A 17,264-nucleotide genomic window follows, 5' to 3' on the forward strand; every position below is an offset into this window, starting at 1 on the left:
ATTACTGCTGGAACCATTTGCTGTAGATGGTCTTGTAGGTACCATCCGCTTTGATTTTATCCAGCGCGCCATTGAATTTGGTCTGCAGCTCGGTGTTACCGGTGCGTACCGCAATGCCCAGGCCAGTACCAAAGTAGGCTTTATCTGTAACTTTATCGCCGACGGCAGCCAGCGCAGCATTCTGCTTCAGCCACTCGTTAACCACAGCGGTGTCACCAAATACGGCATCAATGCGGCCATTTTTCAGATCCAGTACCGCGTTCTGATAGCTGTCGTAAGGAACGATGGTGATGTCGCTGTGTTTATCCGTCAGGTATTTCTGATGTGTGGTGCCATTCTGGACGCCAACGCGCTTGCCTTTCAGCGCTTCAACACTGGCGACTTTACCTTTCTGGGCCACAAACAGCGCCGAGTTGTCGTAGTAAGGCTTGGTGAACAGGACCTGCTTTTCACGATCCGGTGTGATATCCATGCCCGCCATCACCGCATCAAAGCGACGGAATTTCAGGCTTGGGATCAGGCTGTCGAACGCCTGGTTGGTGAAAGTGCAGGTCGCATCGATCTCTTTACACAGCGCGTTAGCCAGATCGACGTCAAAGCCCTGAATCTTGTTGTCCGCATCCACAAACTCAAAAGGAGGATAAGAGGCTTCGGTCGCAAAACGAATTGTCTGTGCCGCGGTAGCGCTCAGGCTAAAACCGGCAAGCAGTGCAGCAAGTACCATTTTTTTCATTTTTAGCATCCTGACTTAGTGCGAAAGATAGTGAGCAAACGCCTCGGTTTGCGGCTGTGTAAAGCGGCTGGCGTCGCCCTGTTCCACAATGCGACCATTCTCCATGTAAACAACGCGGCTGGCCGTTTTACGTGCCACTTCCACTTCATGGGTCACAATCACCTGGGTAATGCGGGTCTGCGCCAGTTCGCGAATGATACTGACAATCTGTGCGGTAATTTCAGGGTCCAGCGCGGCCGTCGGCTCATCGAACAGCAGCACCTGCGGCTCCATCATCAGCGCGCGGGCAATCGCCACACGCTGCTGCTGACCACCAGAGAGGTGCAGCGGGAAGCGATCGCTGTAAGGCGTGAGGCGCAGACGATCAAGCAGCTTGTCGGCGCGGGCACGAGCATCGCTTTTGCTGAGGCCCAGCACCCGGCAGGGCGCTTCAATCAGATTCTGCAGCACGGTGAGGTGCGGCCAGAGATTATATTGCTGGAACACCATACCGACGTTCTGACGCAGTTCGCGAATCGCGGCGTCAGAGGGTTTCTGAGTGAAGTCGAACTGATTGCCGGCAATCTGCAACTGACCTGAACGAGGCTGCTCCAGCAGGTTAAGTACCCGCAGCAGCGAACTCTTACCCGCACCGCTTGGGCCAAGCAGTACCAGGGTTTCGCCTTGCGGACACTCAAGGTTGATGTCGAACAGCGCCTGATGAGCACCGTAGAAGCAGTTTATTGCGTTTATTTGAATACTCATGCGCCAGATTTGAATAGCTATTAGTGTCGCGGATTTTAACGTCACCAGAATAGTTATGCAAATAAGGTGGGTTAAAATTTGTAAAACAACAGGTAAACAGCAAAAGCTTAGCACAATATCATGCGGTGTCTGGCGTCAGTCCGATGCGGTGGGGCAGGCTGCGGCAATAAAAAAGCGCAGTCACCTGAGGTGGCTGCGCTTTTCATACCGCTAAAGTATCAGGTTATTTTTTTTTGACTTTTCAAGCATCTGGCTCAGGCTTCCACCCTCGGCATGCACAGGGTTCGCCATGTAGCGCACGTCGTCAACGACCCAGCAAGTACCCTGATGAATCATCAGCACTTCATCCTGCCACTCCTTTCCGTCGCGGCTCAGTTTTACCCGCAGCGGGATGTTGCGTGCATCACGGTTTGGAATAGTAGATGCATCAGCAACGCTGGCGGCTGTCGGGCCCTGTGACAGGCTGGAGAAGAGATCACCGTTTCGCCACTGTGCGCCGGCATTGCTGCCGCTGGCCGCCTGCAGGGAGTGGTAAAGCGCATCACTCAGGTAAGGGCGATATTTTGCCAGTGTGTTGCTGTCAGGCAGACCCTGCGTGGGCTGTTCAACACGCAGGTCATAAAACTGTTGGGCAACCTGGTCAGGACCGCCTTCAATGCAGGGGGCGGTTCGCGGGCCATTATCCTTAATGACTGGCTCAACGGTGGTACAGGCGCTAAGCAGCAGGGCCGCCGGGATCATTAGCGCAAACGCGTTGTTTCTCATCTCGATTTCCTTATGGTTCTCTGGCAAGGTGCCTTTTTTAGCATAGAGTATAGCTGTGCTTTTTAGTCGAAAGAGCCTTAGCCTGATTTCAACAAGGAGAATGCGATGAAATTTTCAACAACCCCGACGCTGGAAGGCCACAGCATCAGTGAATATTGTGGTGTGGTCACTGGCGAAGCGATTCTTGGTGCGAATATTTTCCGTGATTTTTTTGCGGGCATCCGTGATGTGGTCGGCGGCCGTTCCGGCGCGTATGAGAAAGAGCTGCGTAAAGCTCGCGAGATTGCGTTTGAAGAGCTGGAAGAACAGGCAAAAGCGCTGGGTGCCAACGCGGTGGTCGGTATTGATATCGATTACGAAACGGTCGGCAAAGATGGCAGTATGCTGATGGTCAGCGTCAGCGGCACGGCAGTGATCATTCGTTGAAACGCGGGTTGTTGCTGATACTGGCACTGCTGCTGGCGGGCTGCCACTCCGGGATAGAGTCCCGTGACGGCTACTGGGCCGATCTGCGGCATCCGGCGCAGGGCGCGCGACCGCGGGTTAAGGTGATTGTCATCCACTATACCGCCGAAGATTTTTCTTCGTCGCTGGCGACCCTCACCGATCGGGAGGTCAGCGTCCATTATCTGATCCCCCGTCAGCCGCCTCAGCGCGCCGGCAAAGGCATTGTCTGGCAGCTGGTGCCGGAGCAGCAACTTGCCTGGCATGCCGGGCCCAGTTTCTGGCGCGGAGCCAGTCGCATCAACGACACCTCGATTGGCATTGAGCTGGTGAACCGGGGATATCGCCGGACGCTGACCGGTCTTGAATGGCAGCCCTTTACCGCCACGCAGATCATCACGCTGGAGGCACTGGTGCGTGATATTGCACAGCGCTACGGCATCCTACCGGAAAATATTGTCGGTCACAGCGATATCGCGCCGCAGCGCAAGCAGGATCCGGGTCCACTTTTTCCGTGGCAACAGCTGGCGCAGCGCGGACTTGGCGCATGGCCTGATGCAGGACGGGTGCAGTTTTATTTAGCGGGTCAGGATCCACACGCACAGGTGCCGGTGCAGCCACTCATGGAAAACCTGCAGCGCTTCGGTTATGCGGCGACGGCGGAGATGAGTGCGCGTGAGCAGCAGAAAGTGATTGCCGCGTTTCAGATGCACTTCCGGCCTGCGGATTATCGCGGTCAGCCCGATGCCGAAACCGCCGCGATAGCTGCCGCACTACTGGAGAAGTATGGCGCGGCGGAATAGCGGATTACTGATGCAGAAACGCTTTCCAGTGGGCGACAACCTGCTCCAGTGCCGCACGATCAGCATCCAGATGGGTGACCAGCCGGGTACGTGTCCCCACGCTGATTAACACGTCGCGCGCTTTCATCCACTCGCCTAATGGTTTGACCTGAGCTTCCGGCACTGCCACAAACAGCATGTTGGTCTGTTGATCGATAACGCTGACGCCCAGCTCATGCAGCTGCTGTCCCAGCCAGGCCGCATTGTCATGATCCTCCTGGAGTCGCGTCACGTTGTGTTCCAATGCGTAGAGACCTGCCGCCGCCAGAATACCGGCCTGACGCATGCCGCCACCCGTCATTTTACGCCAGCGACGGGCGCGCTCAATCAGCGCTGTATCGCCACACAGTAGGGAACCGACCGGCGTGCCCAGGCCTTTTGAGAGACAGATGGTCAGGGTGTCGCAATAGCGGGCCATCGCGGCCAGCGTAGTTTTTTGCGCCACCACCGCATTGAAAATACGTGCGCCATCAATGTGCAGCGCCAGCTTATGCTCACGGGTAAAAGTCCACGCCTGTTCCAGATACGCCAGCGGCAGGACTTTACCATGATGGGTGTTTTCCAGACTCAGCAGGCGGGTGCGGGCAAAGTGAATATCATCCGGCTTGATGGCAGCCGCCACCACGTCGAGCGGCAGCGTTCCATCGTCGGCGGCCAGCACCGGTTGCGGCTGAATGCTCCCCAGCACCGCCGCGCCACCTGCTTCATACTTGTAGTTGTGCGCCTGCTGACCGACGATATATTCATCGCCGCGTTCGCAGTGGCTGAGCAATGCCACCAGATTTGCCTGAGTGCCGGTAGGGAAAAACAGCGCTGCTGCTTTGCCGCTTAATCGTGCGGCTTCTGCTTCCAGCGCATTGACGGTGGGATCGTCACGGTAGACATCATCGCCGGTTTCGGCAGACATCATCGCGTTTAGCATGGCGGCGCTGGGCCGGGTCACGGTATCACTGCGTAAATCGATCACCTTATGCTCCTGGATGTGGCGGAAGAGAAAAAAAAGGCGGGCATCGAGCCCGCCTGGATGGAACCTCTGTTTTACCGTAGCCAGTTGGTTTTTGCCAGTTCTACCACCTCGTCACCACGACCATTCATGATGGCGCGCAGCATGTAGAGACTGAAGCCTTTGGCCTGCTCCATTTTGATCTGCGGCGGCATTGCCAGCTCCTCTTTGGCGGTAATCACATCCACCAATACCGGGCCATCGTGGGCAAATGCCTGCTCCAGCGCACCATTGAGTTCTGAGGCTTTTTCCACCCGTATACCCCGGATGCCACAGGCCTGGGCGATAGCGGCAAAGTCAGGATTTTCCAGCTCGGTGCCGTCGGTAAGATAGCCGCCCGCTTTCATCTCCATCGCCACAAAGCCCAGCACGCTGTTGTTGAAAATCACCAGTTTCACCGGCATTTTCAGCTGCGCCAGCGAGATAAAATCACCCATCAGCATGCTGAAGCCGCCGTCGCCGCACAGCGCGACAACCTGACGATTGCGATCGATCGACTGCGCACCCAGCGCCTGTGGCATCGCGTTCGCCATTGAGCCGTGGTTAAACGAACCCAGCAGGCGACGTCGGCCGTTCATCTTCAGATAACGCGCCGCCCACACGGTTGGGGTGCCGACATCGCAGGTAAAAATAGCGTCATCGCTGGCGTAGTGACTGATCTGCTGTGCCAGATATTGCGGATGAATTGGCTGTTTGTCGTTGGGCTGTGCCAGTTCGTCGAGACTTTTGCGCGCCTCGCCATAGTGTTTAACCGCACTGTCGAGATGTTTGCGATCGCTTTTGGTCGTCAGTTGCGGTAGCAGCGCCTGCAGCGTGCTTTTCACATCGCCGACATACGCTTCATCGACATGGCAATGCGATCCCAGGCTGCCCGGGTTGATGTCAATCTGAATGATCTTCGCGTTTTCCGGATAGAATGCGCGATAGGGGAACTGGGTACCCAGCAATACCAGCGTCCCGGCATTCATCATGGCGTGGAAGCCGGATGAGAAACCGATCAGACCGGTCATGCCAACATCATAAGGGTTGTCATATTCGATGTGTTCTTTGCCACGCAGCGCATGAACAATTGGCGCTTTGAGTGCTTCTGCCAGCGCCACCACCTCCTGATGCGCACCAGCACAGCCACTGCCACACAGCAGCGTAATGTCAGTGGCATCGTTCAGCGTCTGTGCCAGCCGGGTCAGTTCGGCTGGCTGAGGCAGGACCTGCGGCAACTGCGGTGGATACCACTCAGTGCGGGCGCTTTCTGGCGCCAGTTTCAGGGCGATATCACCCGGCAGCACCACGACTGAGACACCGCGATTGAGAATGGCTTTGCGCATCGCGATGCCCAGCACCTGCGGTAACTGCTCAGGATTCGAGACCAGCTCGCAGTAGTGGCTGCATTCGCGGAACAGCTCCTGGGGATGAGTTTCCTGGAAATAACCGCTTCCGATTTCGCTGGAGGGAATATGTGCCGCAATCGCCAGCACCGGGACGCGGTTACGATGGCAGTCGAACAAGCCGTTGATGAGGTGTAAGTTGCCTGGTCCGCAGGAGCCGGCGCAGACCGCCAGTTCGCCGCTGATGTGCGCTTCCGCACCCGCCGCAAAGGCGGCGACCTCTTCATGGCGTGTCGGCATCCATTCAATAGTGCCCATGCGATTCAGGCTATCGCTCAGGCCGTTAAGGGAATCTCCGGTGACGCCCCAGATGCGTTTTACGCCCGCGCTTTCCAGCGTTTTGGCGACCAGCGCCGCCACGGTTTGTTTCATGCTCTTCTCCTTTGTCGGCCCGCCATGAAGAGTGACGTGACCAGAATCGAAAAAAGAAGCGTAGACGACACGGCAGAAAAGCAGGCGTGAAAAAATGCGCTGGCAGAGCTCAGCGCATCTCAGACCGAATTCAGGCAGAGAAGAGGGCGATCAGAATCGGGGCCAGCAGGCTCATCACAAAGCCGTGCACAATGGCGGCCGGGACAATCTCGTTGCCGCCCGCCCGCTGCAGTACCGGCAGGGTAAAGTCCATTGAGGTGGCACCGCACAGCCCCAGCGCGCTGGAACGATGACGGCCAATCAGCGCGGGGATCAGCATGATTGCGACCAGTTCACGCACCAGATCGTTGAAGAAGGCAGCGCTGCCAATGACCGGGCCAAAAGCTTCGGTCATCAATATGCCAGAAAGAGAGTACCAGCCAAAGCCGCTGGCTAGCGCCAGACCGGTTTTTAGCGGAACACCCAGCAGTAATGCCGCGATCATGCCACCTGCCAGCGCGCTGACCAGCACTACACTGGCGACCAGCAGACCGCGACGGTTCAGGATAATCTGACGCAGAGTCATCCCACTGCCGCGCAGCTGAATCCCCACGAGGAACAGCAGGAAGATCAGCGCATATTCACTGGCCGTCGAGGCGTGGTGCAGCAGTGACCACTGTGTCAGACCTAGCAGAAAACCGATGACGACCACGCCACATAGCTTCAGCGAATCCAGTGCCATATGCAGCCGCGAGGGAAGCTTCTCCTGCCGGTGCGCATGCTGCCACGGTGCATATTTCTCCAGCCCGCGCAGCGCCAGTAGATTGCACAGCAGAATGCAGAACGCCGCCACCAGAGCCGTATGAAAAACGGCCAGCAGATTGCTGCTCAGGTTGTCGAGAAAGGCCAGGCTGATGCCCATAAAGAACAGAATGACGTAAACCATCCAGCCCAGCAGTTGATTTACCCGACGCAGGGTGGCGGTTTTACGGAAGGGTAACAGCCAGCCTGCGATAAGCGGCAGCAGAATAATCAGAAGTCCGGAGTACATATCATTGCCATCCCTGGGAGAAGAGGTCACACGCTAGCGAAAAAGCGTAACGGAGTAAACCCTGATAAAGCGGCTTGACCGGCGCGCGGGCGGCAACCATGCTGTCTATAAACTGAGGATGGACGCCTATGATTCTGGAACATATCGACATTCGCGGCTTCCGCGGTATCAATAAGCTCTCACTGCCTTTAACGCACACCACTCTGCTGATTGGTGAGAATGCCTGGGGTAAATCCAGCCTGCTGGATGTCATGAGCCTGCTGCTCTCTCCTCATGAACCGGCCTATGTTTTTACTGAGGCGGATTTCCATTTTACACCGGGTGACGTGACCGATCCGATGCGCCGTATTTCAGTGGTGTTCCACTTTCGGGATGACGGAAGCGATCCGGACGCGGTGCTCTCGACTTTCTGGCAGCGTGATGCGCAGGGCCAGCGTCGGCTTTATTACAGCGTCAGCGCCACCTGGCGTGACGGCGGCATCGACACCCGTCGCCGTTTCGTTGACGTGAATGCCCAGCTGTTGCCTGAGCAGAACTGTGCGGACGCAATCGACCTGTTGCTGAAGCGTTATCCGGTATTGCGGTTGCGCGACGCGCGTTTCAGCAAGCGGACGCGGAACCGTGCGCCCGTGACCGGTCCCCATCCTGAGCTGCTGGCGGGCATGGAGACGCTGGCGCGCGACCTGGAGCAACATCCTCAGCAACTCAGTGATGAGGTGCTGAGACAGGGCCTGAAGACGATGCAGCAATTGATGCAGCACTATTTTCTGGTGCAACCGCCTGGTGCAGGCAGTGAGGCCCGGTCACGGGATCCGCAGATGCGCGACGGAGTGCAGGGATGGCGGGCGCTGGATCATCTGAATCAGCTGATTGCCGGAACTGACTCCCGCAGCCGTCAGCTGATTTTGCTGCAAATGTTTACCCTGCTTATTGAGGCGCGAGGCGACGTCCCGCTTGCCGCCGGTGCGCGGCCGCTGCTGCTGATTGAAGATCCGGAAACCCGCCTGCATCCGATTATGCTGTCCGTGGCCTGGAACCTGCTGAAGCTGCTGCCGCTACAGAAAATCGTCACGACCAATTCAGCTGAACTGCTGTCGCAGGTGTCGGTAGAAAACGTCTGCCGCCTGGTGCGTCAGTCCTCACGCGTAGCAGCCTGGCGCATCGGTCCGGAAGGTCTGAGTGCCGAAGAGAGTCGGCGTATCGGCTTTCATATTCGCGTCAATCGACCGGCTGCCCTGTTTGCCCGTTGCTGGCTGCTGGTCGAAGGTGAAACCGAGGTCTGGATTATGAATGAGCTGGCGCAGCAGTGTGGTTACAACTTCGCAGCGGAAGGGGTGAAAGTGATTGAGTTTGCGCAATCGGGCCTGAAGCCGCTGCTGAAATTTGCCCGACGCATGGGGATCGCATGGCACGTGCTGACGGATGGCGATCAGGCGGGCAATAAATATGCCAGCACGGCGCGCACGCAGTTACAGCCGGGTGATCCTGAGCCGCGTTTTCTGACGCAGTTACCCGCGCTGGATATGGAAAACTTTCTCTATCACCAGGGGTTTCAGGATGTTTATCATCAAATGGCGCACCTGCCGTTAAACGCGCCGATGAGTTCCAGGCGTATTATTACTAAAGCGATTCACCAGAGCTCCAAGCCGGAACTGGCGATCGCAGTGGCGACATCGGCGGCGGAACGTGGGCCGGAGGCCATCCCGCCGTTAATGCGGCAGATGTTTGCCCGGGTGATTGGGCTGGCGCAGGGGCAGGCGGACTAAACCTGTCAAACATGGCCAGTCAAAAATGAAAAATGCCAGCGGCACTGGCTGGCATTTTAGGGCTCTGTTCAGAGGTGGGTTCAGTATCAGGCCACGGCCTGTACCTCAACAACCGGCACGATGAGGCTGGCGTGATTGCCTTTCGGACCTTCATGCACATCGAACTGAACCTGCTGGCCTGCCTTTAGCGTTCGGTAGCCTTCCATCTGAATGGTGGAGTAGTGCGCAAAAATATCTTCGCCACCACCAACCGGACAGATAAAGCCAAAGCCTTTGGAATTATTGAACCATTTAACGGTGCCCGTCTCCATGCTTTTACTTCCCTCGCAAGACATTTTATAAGTAGGTGAGGTCTTTGAAGCTGTGAGTCGGATTTGATTAAAACTCAATCAGCCTGTGCAGGTAGAATGTAGAGAAAGCGCCGCTGGCGTCAAGCAAACCACCGGGCCGGATGGGGAAAAAATCATCAAAATTTGAGGCAGTTAACGCTATTGCAAATTTTGTGATGCAGGTCGCGCAAGGTTATTTCTGAATAAATTTTCAGCAGCGGCCCGCAGCTTGACAGGCATGTTAAACTCTCAACATGTAGCCACTTAATGGCTAAAAGCAAAATCTCAACGGAACACTATGGCAAACACAAACGACTGGCTTAACTTTGAACATCTGGCCAAAGACAAAGTACGTGAAGGGTTAAAGCCGCCTTCTATGTATAAAGTCATTCTGAATAATGACGATTATACACCTATGGAATTTGTTATTGACGTCGTGCAAAAGTTCTTTTCTTATGATGTTGAACGTGCAACGCAGCTGATGTTGAAAGTTCACTATCACGGCAAGGCGATCTGTGGTGTATTTACTGCAGAAGTCGCCGAAACAAAAGCGGCCCAGGTGAACAATTATGCGCGGGAAAACCATCATCCGTTACTGTGCACGCTGGAAAAAGCCTGAGCCCGTCTCCATATAGGAAACTGGTAAGGGCGATAATTGGGGGAGGTGCCTAATGCTCAATCAAGAACTGGAACTCAGTTTAAATATGGCTTTCGCCAGAGCGCGTGAGCACCGTCATGAGTTTATGACCGTCGAGCATCTGTTACTGGCATTGCTCAGTAACCCGTCGGCCAGAGAGGCACTGGAAGCCTGTACGGTGGACATGGTGGCTCTGCGGCAGGAACTCGAAGCCTTCATCGAACAAACCACACCGGTGCTGCCTGCCAGTGAGGAGGAGCGTGATACTCAACCAACACTCAGCTTCCAGCGCGTTCTGCAGCGCGCGGTTTTCCATGTCCAGTCATCCGGTCGCAGTGAAGTCACCGGGGCAAATGTGCTGGTCGCCATCTTCAGCGAGCAGGAGTCGCAAGCGGCCTATCTGTTACGCAAACATGAAGTCAGCCGCCTTGATGTGGTGAATTTCATCTCTCACGGTACGCGCAAAGACGAACCGGGCCAGGCGCCAGGCGCTGAAAACCCGGTTAACGAAGAGCAAGCAGGCGGGGAGGATCGTATGGAAAACTTCACCACCAATCTTAATCAGCTTGCTCGCGTCGGTGGGATTGATCCACTGATTGGTCGCGACAGAGAGCTGGAACGTACTATTCAGGTACTGTGCCGTCGCCGTAAAAACAACCCGCTGCTGGTGGGGGAATCCGGTGTCGGTAAAACGGCTATCGCAGAAGGTCTGGCCTGGCGTATCGAGCAGGGCGATGTACCGGAAGTGATGAAAGATTGCACTATCTACTCGCTGGATATTGGTTCACTGCTGGCCGGCACCAAATATCGTGGTGACTTTGAGAAACGCTTCAAAGCGCTACTGAAACAGCTGGAGCAGGACGAACATAGCATTCTGTTTATCGATGAGATCCATACCATCATTGGTGCGGGTGCGGCATCAGGTGGCCAGGTAGACGCAGCGAACCTGATTAAACCGTTACTTTCTGGCGGTAAGATTCGGGTAATGGGGTCTACCACGTATCAGGAATTCAGCAACATCTTTGAAAAAGATCGTGCTCTGGCGCGTCGTTTCCAGAAGATCGATATCACTGAGCCTTCTGTTGAAGAAACCGTGCAGATTCTGAACGGCCTGAAAACCAAGTATGAAGCCCACCATGATGTGCGGTATACCGCGAAAGCGGTGCGTGCAGCGGTGGAACTGGCAGTGAAATATATCAACGACCGTCATCTGCCTGACAAGGCGATTGACGTGATTGATGAAGCGGGTGCACGTGCGCGCCTGATGCCTGCCAGCAAACGTAAGAAAACCATCAATGTTTCTGACATTGAAACTGTGGTGGCCCGCATTGCCCGTATTCCTGAACAAAGTGTGTCAGCAACCGATCGCGATACGCTGAGAAATCTGGGCGAACGGCTTAAGATGCTGGTGTTTGGACAGGACAAAGCCATTGAGGTGCTGACGGAAGCGATCAAAATGAGCCGCGCCGGTCTGGGTCAGGATCGCAAGCCAGTCGGTTCCTTCCTGTTTGCCGGGCCAACCGGTGTGGGTAAAACGGAAGTGACTGTGCAGCTGGCGAAAGCGCTGGGTATTGAGCTGCTGCGTTTTGACATGTCCGAATACATGGAGCGTCACACCGTCAGTCGTCTGATTGGTGCACCTCCGGGCTACGTCGGTTTTGATCAGGGCGGTCTGCTGACGGATGCGGTGATCAAGCATCCACATGCGGTGGTGTTGCTGGATGAGATCGAGAAAGCGCACCCGGATGTCTTCAACCTGCTACTGCAGGTGATGGATAACGGCATGCTGACAGATAACAACGGTCGCAAAGCGGACTTCCGCAACGTGGTGCTGGTGATGACCACCAACGCCGGTGTGCGTGAAACGGAACGTAAGTCGATTGGCCTGATTCATCAGGACAACAGCACCGATGCGATGGAAGAGATCAAAAAGATCTTTACGCCAGAGTTCCGTAACCGTCTCGACAACATCATCTGGTTCAGTCACCTGTCACCAGAGGTGATCCATCAGGTGGTCGACAAGTTTATTGTCGAGTTGCAGGCGCAGCTGGATGCGAAAGGTGTGTCGCTGGAAGTCAGTGATGAAGCGCGCGACTGGCTGGCTGAGAAGGGCTATGACAAAGCGATGGGCGCACGTCCGATGGCGCGCACCGTGCAGGACAGCCTGAAGAAACCGTTAGCCAATGAGCTGCTGTTTGGTTCACTGGTGGATGGTGGCTCAGTATCTGTTGCGCTGGATCGTGAGAAAGGTGAACTGACCTATCACTTCCTGAGTGCTGAGAAACGCAAAACTGAAGGCACTGTGCACTAATCACTTGATGCAGATGTGAAAAAGGCCGGATATGAATATCCGGCCTTTTTTTATCGCTTCAACATGCAGAGCGATGAAGTTACTGCAAATTAGCGACTACGGAAGACAATGCGGCCTTTGCTCAGGTCGTACGGGGTCAACTCAACGGTCACTTTGTCACCCGTCAGGATGCGGATGTAGTTTTTGCGCATTTTACCGGAGATGTGAGCAGTGACCACGTGTCCGTTCTCAAGTTCTACGCGGAACATGGTGTTAGGTAACGTATCCAGTACGGTACCTTGCATTTCAATATTGTCTTCTTTGGCCATCGAATCCTCTGGGTGTACTACCTTTCAGTTGAACCGGCAAGATAATGCCCAATTCAACGATTTATGTAAAGAACCGTCGGCGATTTTGCCAACGCTTTGCCGGGGTGCACGTCAGTTACGTGCATCCGGTAAAATTAGGGTGTTTATGGTGGCGTCTGCAGGGGATTAGCGGGCTAAGAATCTGTATCAACCGGTAACACGCGCACGATTGAAAACAGTTCCGAGAGTGCGTTGAGATTCCCAGCCTGGCAATTCCGGCTCGTTATTGCGAAGCGCGGACGACATACCAAACTCGACTATTATACCACTTATGCGCCTTTATGTGTGCAAAACATCTCAGTAGCACTAAAAAAGCGTTTGTGTCTGCCAGCATCCATCGCTGACCGGCTGACTGGCAAGGCTTTGTACATATTGCAGATAATCAGCGCGCGGGATCTCCTGCGCGCCTAATGACGCGGTGTGGGGATTAAGCACCTGGCAATCCACCAGACGGCCCTGATGTCGGATAAAATGCTGACAAAATACCCAAAGTGCGGTTTTAGAGGCATTCTGCTGACGGCTGAACATCGATTCGCCGCAGAAGATTTGCCCCATCGCCAGGCCATACATGCCACCCACCAGCTGATGTTCATCCCACACTTCAATGGAGTGGGCATGGCCCAGCTCATATAATCGCAACCAGGCGCGCTTCATTTCAAAAGTAATCCAGGTGCCTTCTTCGCGACCGGTAGCGCAGCCCTCGATCACCTCGTCGAATGACTCGTTCATCGTTACCCGATAAGGTGAACGGCTGTGAAAGCGTTTCATGCTACGACTCAGGTGAAACTGCTCGGGCAACAGGACTGCACGTGGATCGGGTGACCACCAGAGGATGGGATCGCCGGGGGAAAACCATGGAAAGATGCCGCACTGATAAGCATTTAGCAGCCGGGCAGGGGAGAGATCCCCACCCATAGCCAGTAAGCCATTTGGCTCACGAAGTGCCATTTCAGGTGGGGGAAATTGCAAAGATTCCCGTGACAGTTGTACCAGTCTCATCGCGTTGCGTTACTCATCAGCATTTCGCTATGACTATAACGCAATCCGCTGCCGGAAACGCCAGTAGCGGCCCGCTTTTGAGATTAATTCCGCATGGCTACCCTGTTCAACAATGGCACCATTATCCATTACGCAGATGCGATCCATCAGCTCCAGGCCGCTGAGACGATGCGTGACCATGATCATCGTCTTCCCGGCGGTCAACTGCTGGAGCAGCGTCAGAATATGCTGCTCGGTAGTGGCATCCAGCCCTTCAGTAGGTTCATCCAGCAGCCAGAGATCGCCATCGTGTAATAATGCGCGCGCCAGCGCCAGACGCCGCAGTTCGCCGCCCGACAGCGGGCGACCACCTTCCCCCATCCAGGCGTTCAGGCCTTCCTGATTTTCAAGCAGACGCTGCAGGCCGACGTCGTTGAGTGCGCGAGTTAACTGCTCATCACTGGCATCAGGGCAAGCCAGCAGTAAATTATCGCGCAGGCTCTGGCTGAAGAGGTGAACCCGCTGCGTTACCACGCTGATGCGCTGGCGTAACGCGGGTTCTGACCAGTCGCGAATCGGTTGATCATTTAAACTGATAACGCCGTGCTGGCTCTCCCAGCCACGGGTTAAAAGTGCCAGCAATGTTGATTTTCCGCAGCCGGTCGGCCCCAGCAGCGCAATATGTTCACCGGCTGCTATGGAGAGGGTACAGCGGTTTAGCACCTTATCCGGACGGTCGGGATAGCTGAAGTCGAGCTGATCGATCTCGATCGAGAGAGGTCCCGGTCGGGCCTCGGAATGTGCCGGGAAAGTGATCGCAGGAGACTGGTCGATAATGTCATTGACTCTCTGAGCGGCGTTTATCACCTGTGACATAGGCAGGAAGGCTCCTGCTACCGGTGCCAGTGCTTCAAAGGCGGCCAGGGCGCAAAACACCACCAGCGCAATTAGCGAACCGGGTAACTGCTGTTCGCTGATGGTGGCGGCACTCAGCCAGAGCAGCAGTGTGACCGTTACACCGCTGATCAGCAGCAGCAGACTCTGTGCGGCGGCCTGTAAGCGTTGTTGTTGACTTTGTGCCTGCTGCCAGCGCTGTTCGTCTTCATCGAGCTGCTGTCGCCATCCCTGCGAGGCACCGTACAATGTCATTTCAGCCTGGGCCGCCAGCCACTGCATCAGTTGTAAGCGCCAGCGGGCACGACCCTGGGCAATGGCAACACCTGCCGGCGATCCCAGACGATAAAACAGGGCTGGCATCAGTACCAGCGTAATCAACATGATGCCGCCCAGCGTCAGTGCCAGATGAAAATTGATAAAACTCATCCCGAAGGTCACCACGACACTCACGATAAAAGCGCCTAGCAGTGGCGATATGACGCGCAGATAGAGATGATCCAGCGTATCGACATCAGCTACAAAGCGGTTGAGCAGGTCCGCCTGCCGGAATCGCGAGAGCTGGCCGGGAGAAAGGGCCATTAGACGGCTGAACGTATGGACACGCAGATGCTGAAGCACCCTGAACGTTGCATCGTGGCTGACCAGCCGCTCAGCATAGCGTGCGGCGGTGCGAATGATGGCTGCGCCACGGACGCCTGCCGCAGGCAGCATGTAGTTAAAGGTATAGAGACCGGCGACACCGGCCACTGACGAGGCGGCCAGAAACCAGCCAGAGAGCGTCAGCAGGCCAATGCTGGCCAGCAGGGTAACAATCGCCAGCACGATGCCCAGCGTCAGGCGAAAAGGGTGGCGCAGCCAGAGACGAAGAAAAGGACGCAAGGCGGACATCAGCGGATCTCCTGTTGGCGATGCTTCAGCATCTCGCTAAAGGCACCTGGCTGTTGTGACAGCTGCTGCCAGTTACCCTGCTGGACCAGCTTACCCGCTTCCATTACCCAGAGGGTCTGCCAGCGGCTTAGCGTATCGATCTGATGAGTAATCATCAGTGTGGTCTGCCGATCTGCCGCCTCGTTCAGCGCCAGCATCACATGGCGTTCGCTGAGTGCATCCAGGCTGGCGGCCGGTTCATCAAGCAGCAAAAAATGTGAGGTTTTGTAGAGTGCACGTGCGACCGCGACCCGTTGCGCCTGGCCCACCGAGAGCTGATGACCGCCATCGCCAGGCGGGGTCTCAATGCCTAAGGGCAGACGCGGCAGGAACTCATTGATGCCGCACGCTTCCAGCAGTGCTGCAAAGCGCTCGCTGTCCCTGGCGGCATTCATCAGGATGTTGTCGCGCAATGTGCTGGCCGGTAATTGAGGATTCTGTCCTACCCAACTCAGTTGCTGATGCCAGTCGCTCCGGCGTACATCGCGCAGTTCGACGCCATTGGCTTTCAGCGAGCCCTGATAGGGCAAAAACCCGAGCAGAGCGTTCATCAGTGCCGTTTTACCCGCCCCGCTTTGACCGACCAGCGCAATCTGTTCACCCGCGGCAATGGTAAAAGTTAGAGGGCCACACAGCACCTGGCCATCAGGTGCGCAGACACAGAGATCGTCAGCGCTTAGCGCGATTGCGTGATCGGTAGTGAAAGGGCGCTGGCCTCTCTGCGGCGCGGCGTCGGGCGTCGCCTGCATAAAGGCTTCAAGCGCATCGGCACCGCCCACCGCCTGCGCTTTGGCGTGATAGAACGCACCGAGGTCGCGCAGTGGCTGGAAAAACTCCGGAGCGAGGATCAGCACCAGGAAGCCGGCAAACAGCGTCACGCCCTGGCCATAATCACCGAAATGCAATTCGCCCAGATAGGAGAAACCAAAATAGACGGCCACCACGGCAATCGCTAACGAGGCAAAAAACTCCAGTACGGCGGAGGAGAGAAAGGCGAGGCGCAGCACTTCCATGGTGCGCTGGCGAAAATCGGTGGTGGCGGCGGCAACGGCCTGCTGCTCTGCTTCGCCACGATGAAACAGTCGCAGCGTCTCTCTGCCGCGCAGGCGGTCCAGAAAATTCCCACTCAGGCGAGCCAGTACCAGGAAGTTTCGGCGGTTGGCCTCGGCAGCACCCATTCCAGCCAGCGCCATAAACAGCGGTATCAACGGCGCGGTGGCAAAAAGAATCAGACCTGCCGTCCAGTTCAACGGGAAAATGGTCAGCAGAATGCAGCAGGGGATCACGACTGCCAGTGTCATCTGCGGCAGATAGCGGGCGTAATACTCCTGCATCTCTTCGATCTGTTCCAGCAACAGCGTTGCCCAGCTACCGGCTGGCCTTCCCTGAATCCACGCCGGGCCGAGATCAGATAACCGGTCAAGAACCTGCTGTCGTAAAGCCTGGCGGATAGCCTGCCCGGCACGGTAACCGGTCAGTTCGCGGGCGTAGTTAATCAGGGCACGAAGCACAAAGCAGAGCAGTAATAGCAGGATGCTGACCGTCAGCATTTCGCGCGGCTGTTGATCAATAATCAGCGCCTGAAGCAGCGAGGCCAGTAAACCGGCCTGGGCAATGATCAGCAGTGCACTCGCCGTGCCAAGCAGCGTGTTGAGTCGCAACCAGCGACCGGCGAAACGACGTTGCTGACGAAGCCAGCGGGTAAGATGCTGCTGCCGCGATTTGTCCATGCGAGACCATGATAAATGTCGATG

At 56.0% G+C, this 17,264-nt stretch carries 16 protein-coding genes; 5 read left to right on the top strand and 11 right to left on the bottom strand.

The features are described 5' to 3' along the window. Nucleotide 1: 1 nt before the first annotated feature. The 3 genes from artJ to P2R09_RS02430 all read right to left on the bottom strand — a co-directional run bounded on the left by artJ (nt 2) and on the right by P2R09_RS02430 (nt 2,242). Nucleotides 2-733 carry an arginine ABC transporter substrate-binding protein gene (gene artJ, locus P2R09_RS02420; protein ID WP_275766795.1) on the bottom strand — a complete coding sequence of 244 codons (732 nt, stop codon included), beginning with the start codon at nt 731-733 and terminating at the stop codon, nt 2-4. 15 nt (nt 734-748) lie between these two features. Continuing rightward, the gene (gene artP, locus P2R09_RS02425; RefSeq protein ID WP_275766798.1) at nt 749-1,477 is read right to left on the bottom strand and encodes an arginine ABC transporter ATP-binding protein ArtP; all 729 of its coding nucleotides are present in this window, start codon (nt 1,475-1,477) and stop codon (nt 749-751) included. 210 nt (nt 1,478-1,687) lie between these two features. Beyond that, nucleotides 1,688-2,242, bottom strand: coding sequence for a lipoprotein (locus P2R09_RS02430; RefSeq protein WP_275766800.1), 555 nt, complete (start codon nt 2,240-2,242; stop codon nt 1,688-1,690). Between the two features lie 105 nt (nt 2,243-2,347). Between P2R09_RS02430 and P2R09_RS02435 the strand changes: the two genes are divergently transcribed. Next, nucleotides 2,348-2,668, top strand: coding sequence for a heavy metal-binding domain-containing protein (locus tag P2R09_RS02435; RefSeq protein WP_003849304.1), 321 nt, complete (start codon nt 2,348-2,350; stop codon nt 2,666-2,668). Continuing rightward, nucleotides 2,665-3,489 (top strand): N-acetylmuramoyl-L-alanine amidase, encoded by an 825-nt coding sequence (locus P2R09_RS02440; protein WP_275766804.1) that lies wholly within the window; start codon nt 2,665-2,667, stop codon nt 3,487-3,489. Before P2R09_RS02435 ends, P2R09_RS02440 begins: the two co-directional genes overlap by 4 nt. A gap of 4 nt (nt 3,490-3,493) precedes the next feature. Here the strand turns inward: P2R09_RS02440 and ltaE are convergent, their stop codons facing one another. From ltaE to P2R09_RS02455, 3 genes are all read right to left on the bottom strand, one after another. Then, on the bottom strand, nt 3,494-4,495 hold the full coding sequence (ltaE, locus tag P2R09_RS02445) for a low-specificity L-threonine aldolase (protein ID WP_275766806.1): 1,002 nt from the start codon (nt 4,493-4,495) through the stop codon (nt 3,494-3,496). A 71-nt stretch (nt 4,496-4,566) separates the two neighbouring features. After that, nucleotides 4,567-6,288, bottom strand: a complete 1,722-nt coding sequence (poxB, locus tag P2R09_RS02450; protein WP_140033571.1) for a ubiquinone-dependent pyruvate dehydrogenase — start codon at nt 6,286-6,288, stop codon at nt 4,567-4,569. A gap of 130 nt (nt 6,289-6,418) precedes the next feature. Continuing rightward, nucleotides 6,419-7,318: a lysine exporter LysO family protein gene (locus tag P2R09_RS02455; RefSeq protein ID WP_275766810.1), complete on the bottom strand. Its 900-nt coding sequence runs from the start codon at nt 7,316-7,318 to the stop codon at nt 6,419-6,421. A gap of 128 nt (nt 7,319-7,446) precedes the next feature. Here P2R09_RS02455 and P2R09_RS02460 point away from each other — a divergent pair, with 128 nt between their 5' ends. Then, nucleotides 7,447-9,084 carry an ATP-dependent endonuclease gene (locus P2R09_RS02460; RefSeq protein WP_275766812.1) on the top strand — a complete coding sequence of 546 codons (1,638 nt, stop codon included), beginning with the start codon at nt 7,447-7,449 and terminating at the stop codon, nt 9,082-9,084. 86 nt (nt 9,085-9,170) lie between these two features. Here P2R09_RS02460 and cspD read toward each other — a convergent pair whose 3' ends face one another. Next, complete coding sequence (gene cspD / locus P2R09_RS02465) at nt 9,171-9,395, bottom strand: cold shock-like protein CspD (RefSeq protein ID WP_003849316.1); 225 nt, start codon at nt 9,393-9,395, stop codon at nt 9,171-9,173. 316 nt (nt 9,396-9,711) lie between these two features. On the opposite strand from cspD, the gene clpS reads away from it, so the two are divergent. Both clpS and clpA read left to right on the top strand, forming a co-directional pair. Beyond that, nucleotides 9,712-10,032, top strand: a complete 321-nt coding sequence (gene clpS, locus P2R09_RS02470) for an ATP-dependent Clp protease adapter ClpS (RefSeq protein WP_275766815.1) — start codon at nt 9,712-9,714, stop codon at nt 10,030-10,032. Nucleotides 10,033-10,084: 52 nt separating this feature from the next. Next, a complete protein-coding gene (gene clpA / locus P2R09_RS02475; protein WP_275766817.1) occupies nt 10,085-12,361 on the top strand; it encodes an ATP-dependent Clp protease ATP-binding subunit ClpA in 2,277 nt (758 codons plus the stop codon). Between the two features lie 89 nt (nt 12,362-12,450). Here clpA and infA read toward each other — a convergent pair whose 3' ends face one another. The 4 genes from infA to cydD all read right to left on the bottom strand — a co-directional run bounded on the left by infA (nt 12,451) and on the right by cydD (nt 17,240). After that, nucleotides 12,451-12,669: a translation initiation factor IF-1 gene (gene infA / locus P2R09_RS02480; protein WP_002211347.1), complete on the bottom strand. Its 219-nt coding sequence runs from the start codon at nt 12,667-12,669 to the stop codon at nt 12,451-12,453. A 345-nt stretch (nt 12,670-13,014) separates the two neighbouring features. Then, nucleotides 13,015-13,707, bottom strand: coding sequence for a leucyl/phenylalanyl-tRNA--protein transferase (aat, locus tag P2R09_RS02485; RefSeq protein ID WP_003849322.1), 693 nt, complete (start codon nt 13,705-13,707; stop codon nt 13,015-13,017). Nucleotides 13,708-13,740: 33 nt separating this feature from the next. Beyond that, nucleotides 13,741-15,471, bottom strand: coding sequence for a cysteine/glutathione ABC transporter ATP-binding protein/permease CydC (gene cydC / locus P2R09_RS02490; RefSeq protein WP_275766825.1), 1,731 nt, complete (start codon nt 15,469-15,471; stop codon nt 13,741-13,743). Continuing rightward, nucleotides 15,471-17,240, bottom strand: coding sequence for a cysteine/glutathione ABC transporter permease/ATP-binding protein CydD (cydD, locus tag P2R09_RS02495; protein ID WP_275766828.1), 1,770 nt, complete (start codon nt 17,238-17,240; stop codon nt 15,471-15,473). Before cydD ends, cydC begins: the two co-directional genes overlap by 1 nt. Between the last annotated feature and the right edge of the window lie 24 nt (nt 17,241-17,264).

This window comes from Pantoea sp. Cr_R13 (genome assembly GCF_029222565.1).
GTDB lineage: Bacteria > Pseudomonadota > Gammaproteobacteria > Enterobacterales > Enterobacteriaceae > Pantoea > Pantoea eucalypti.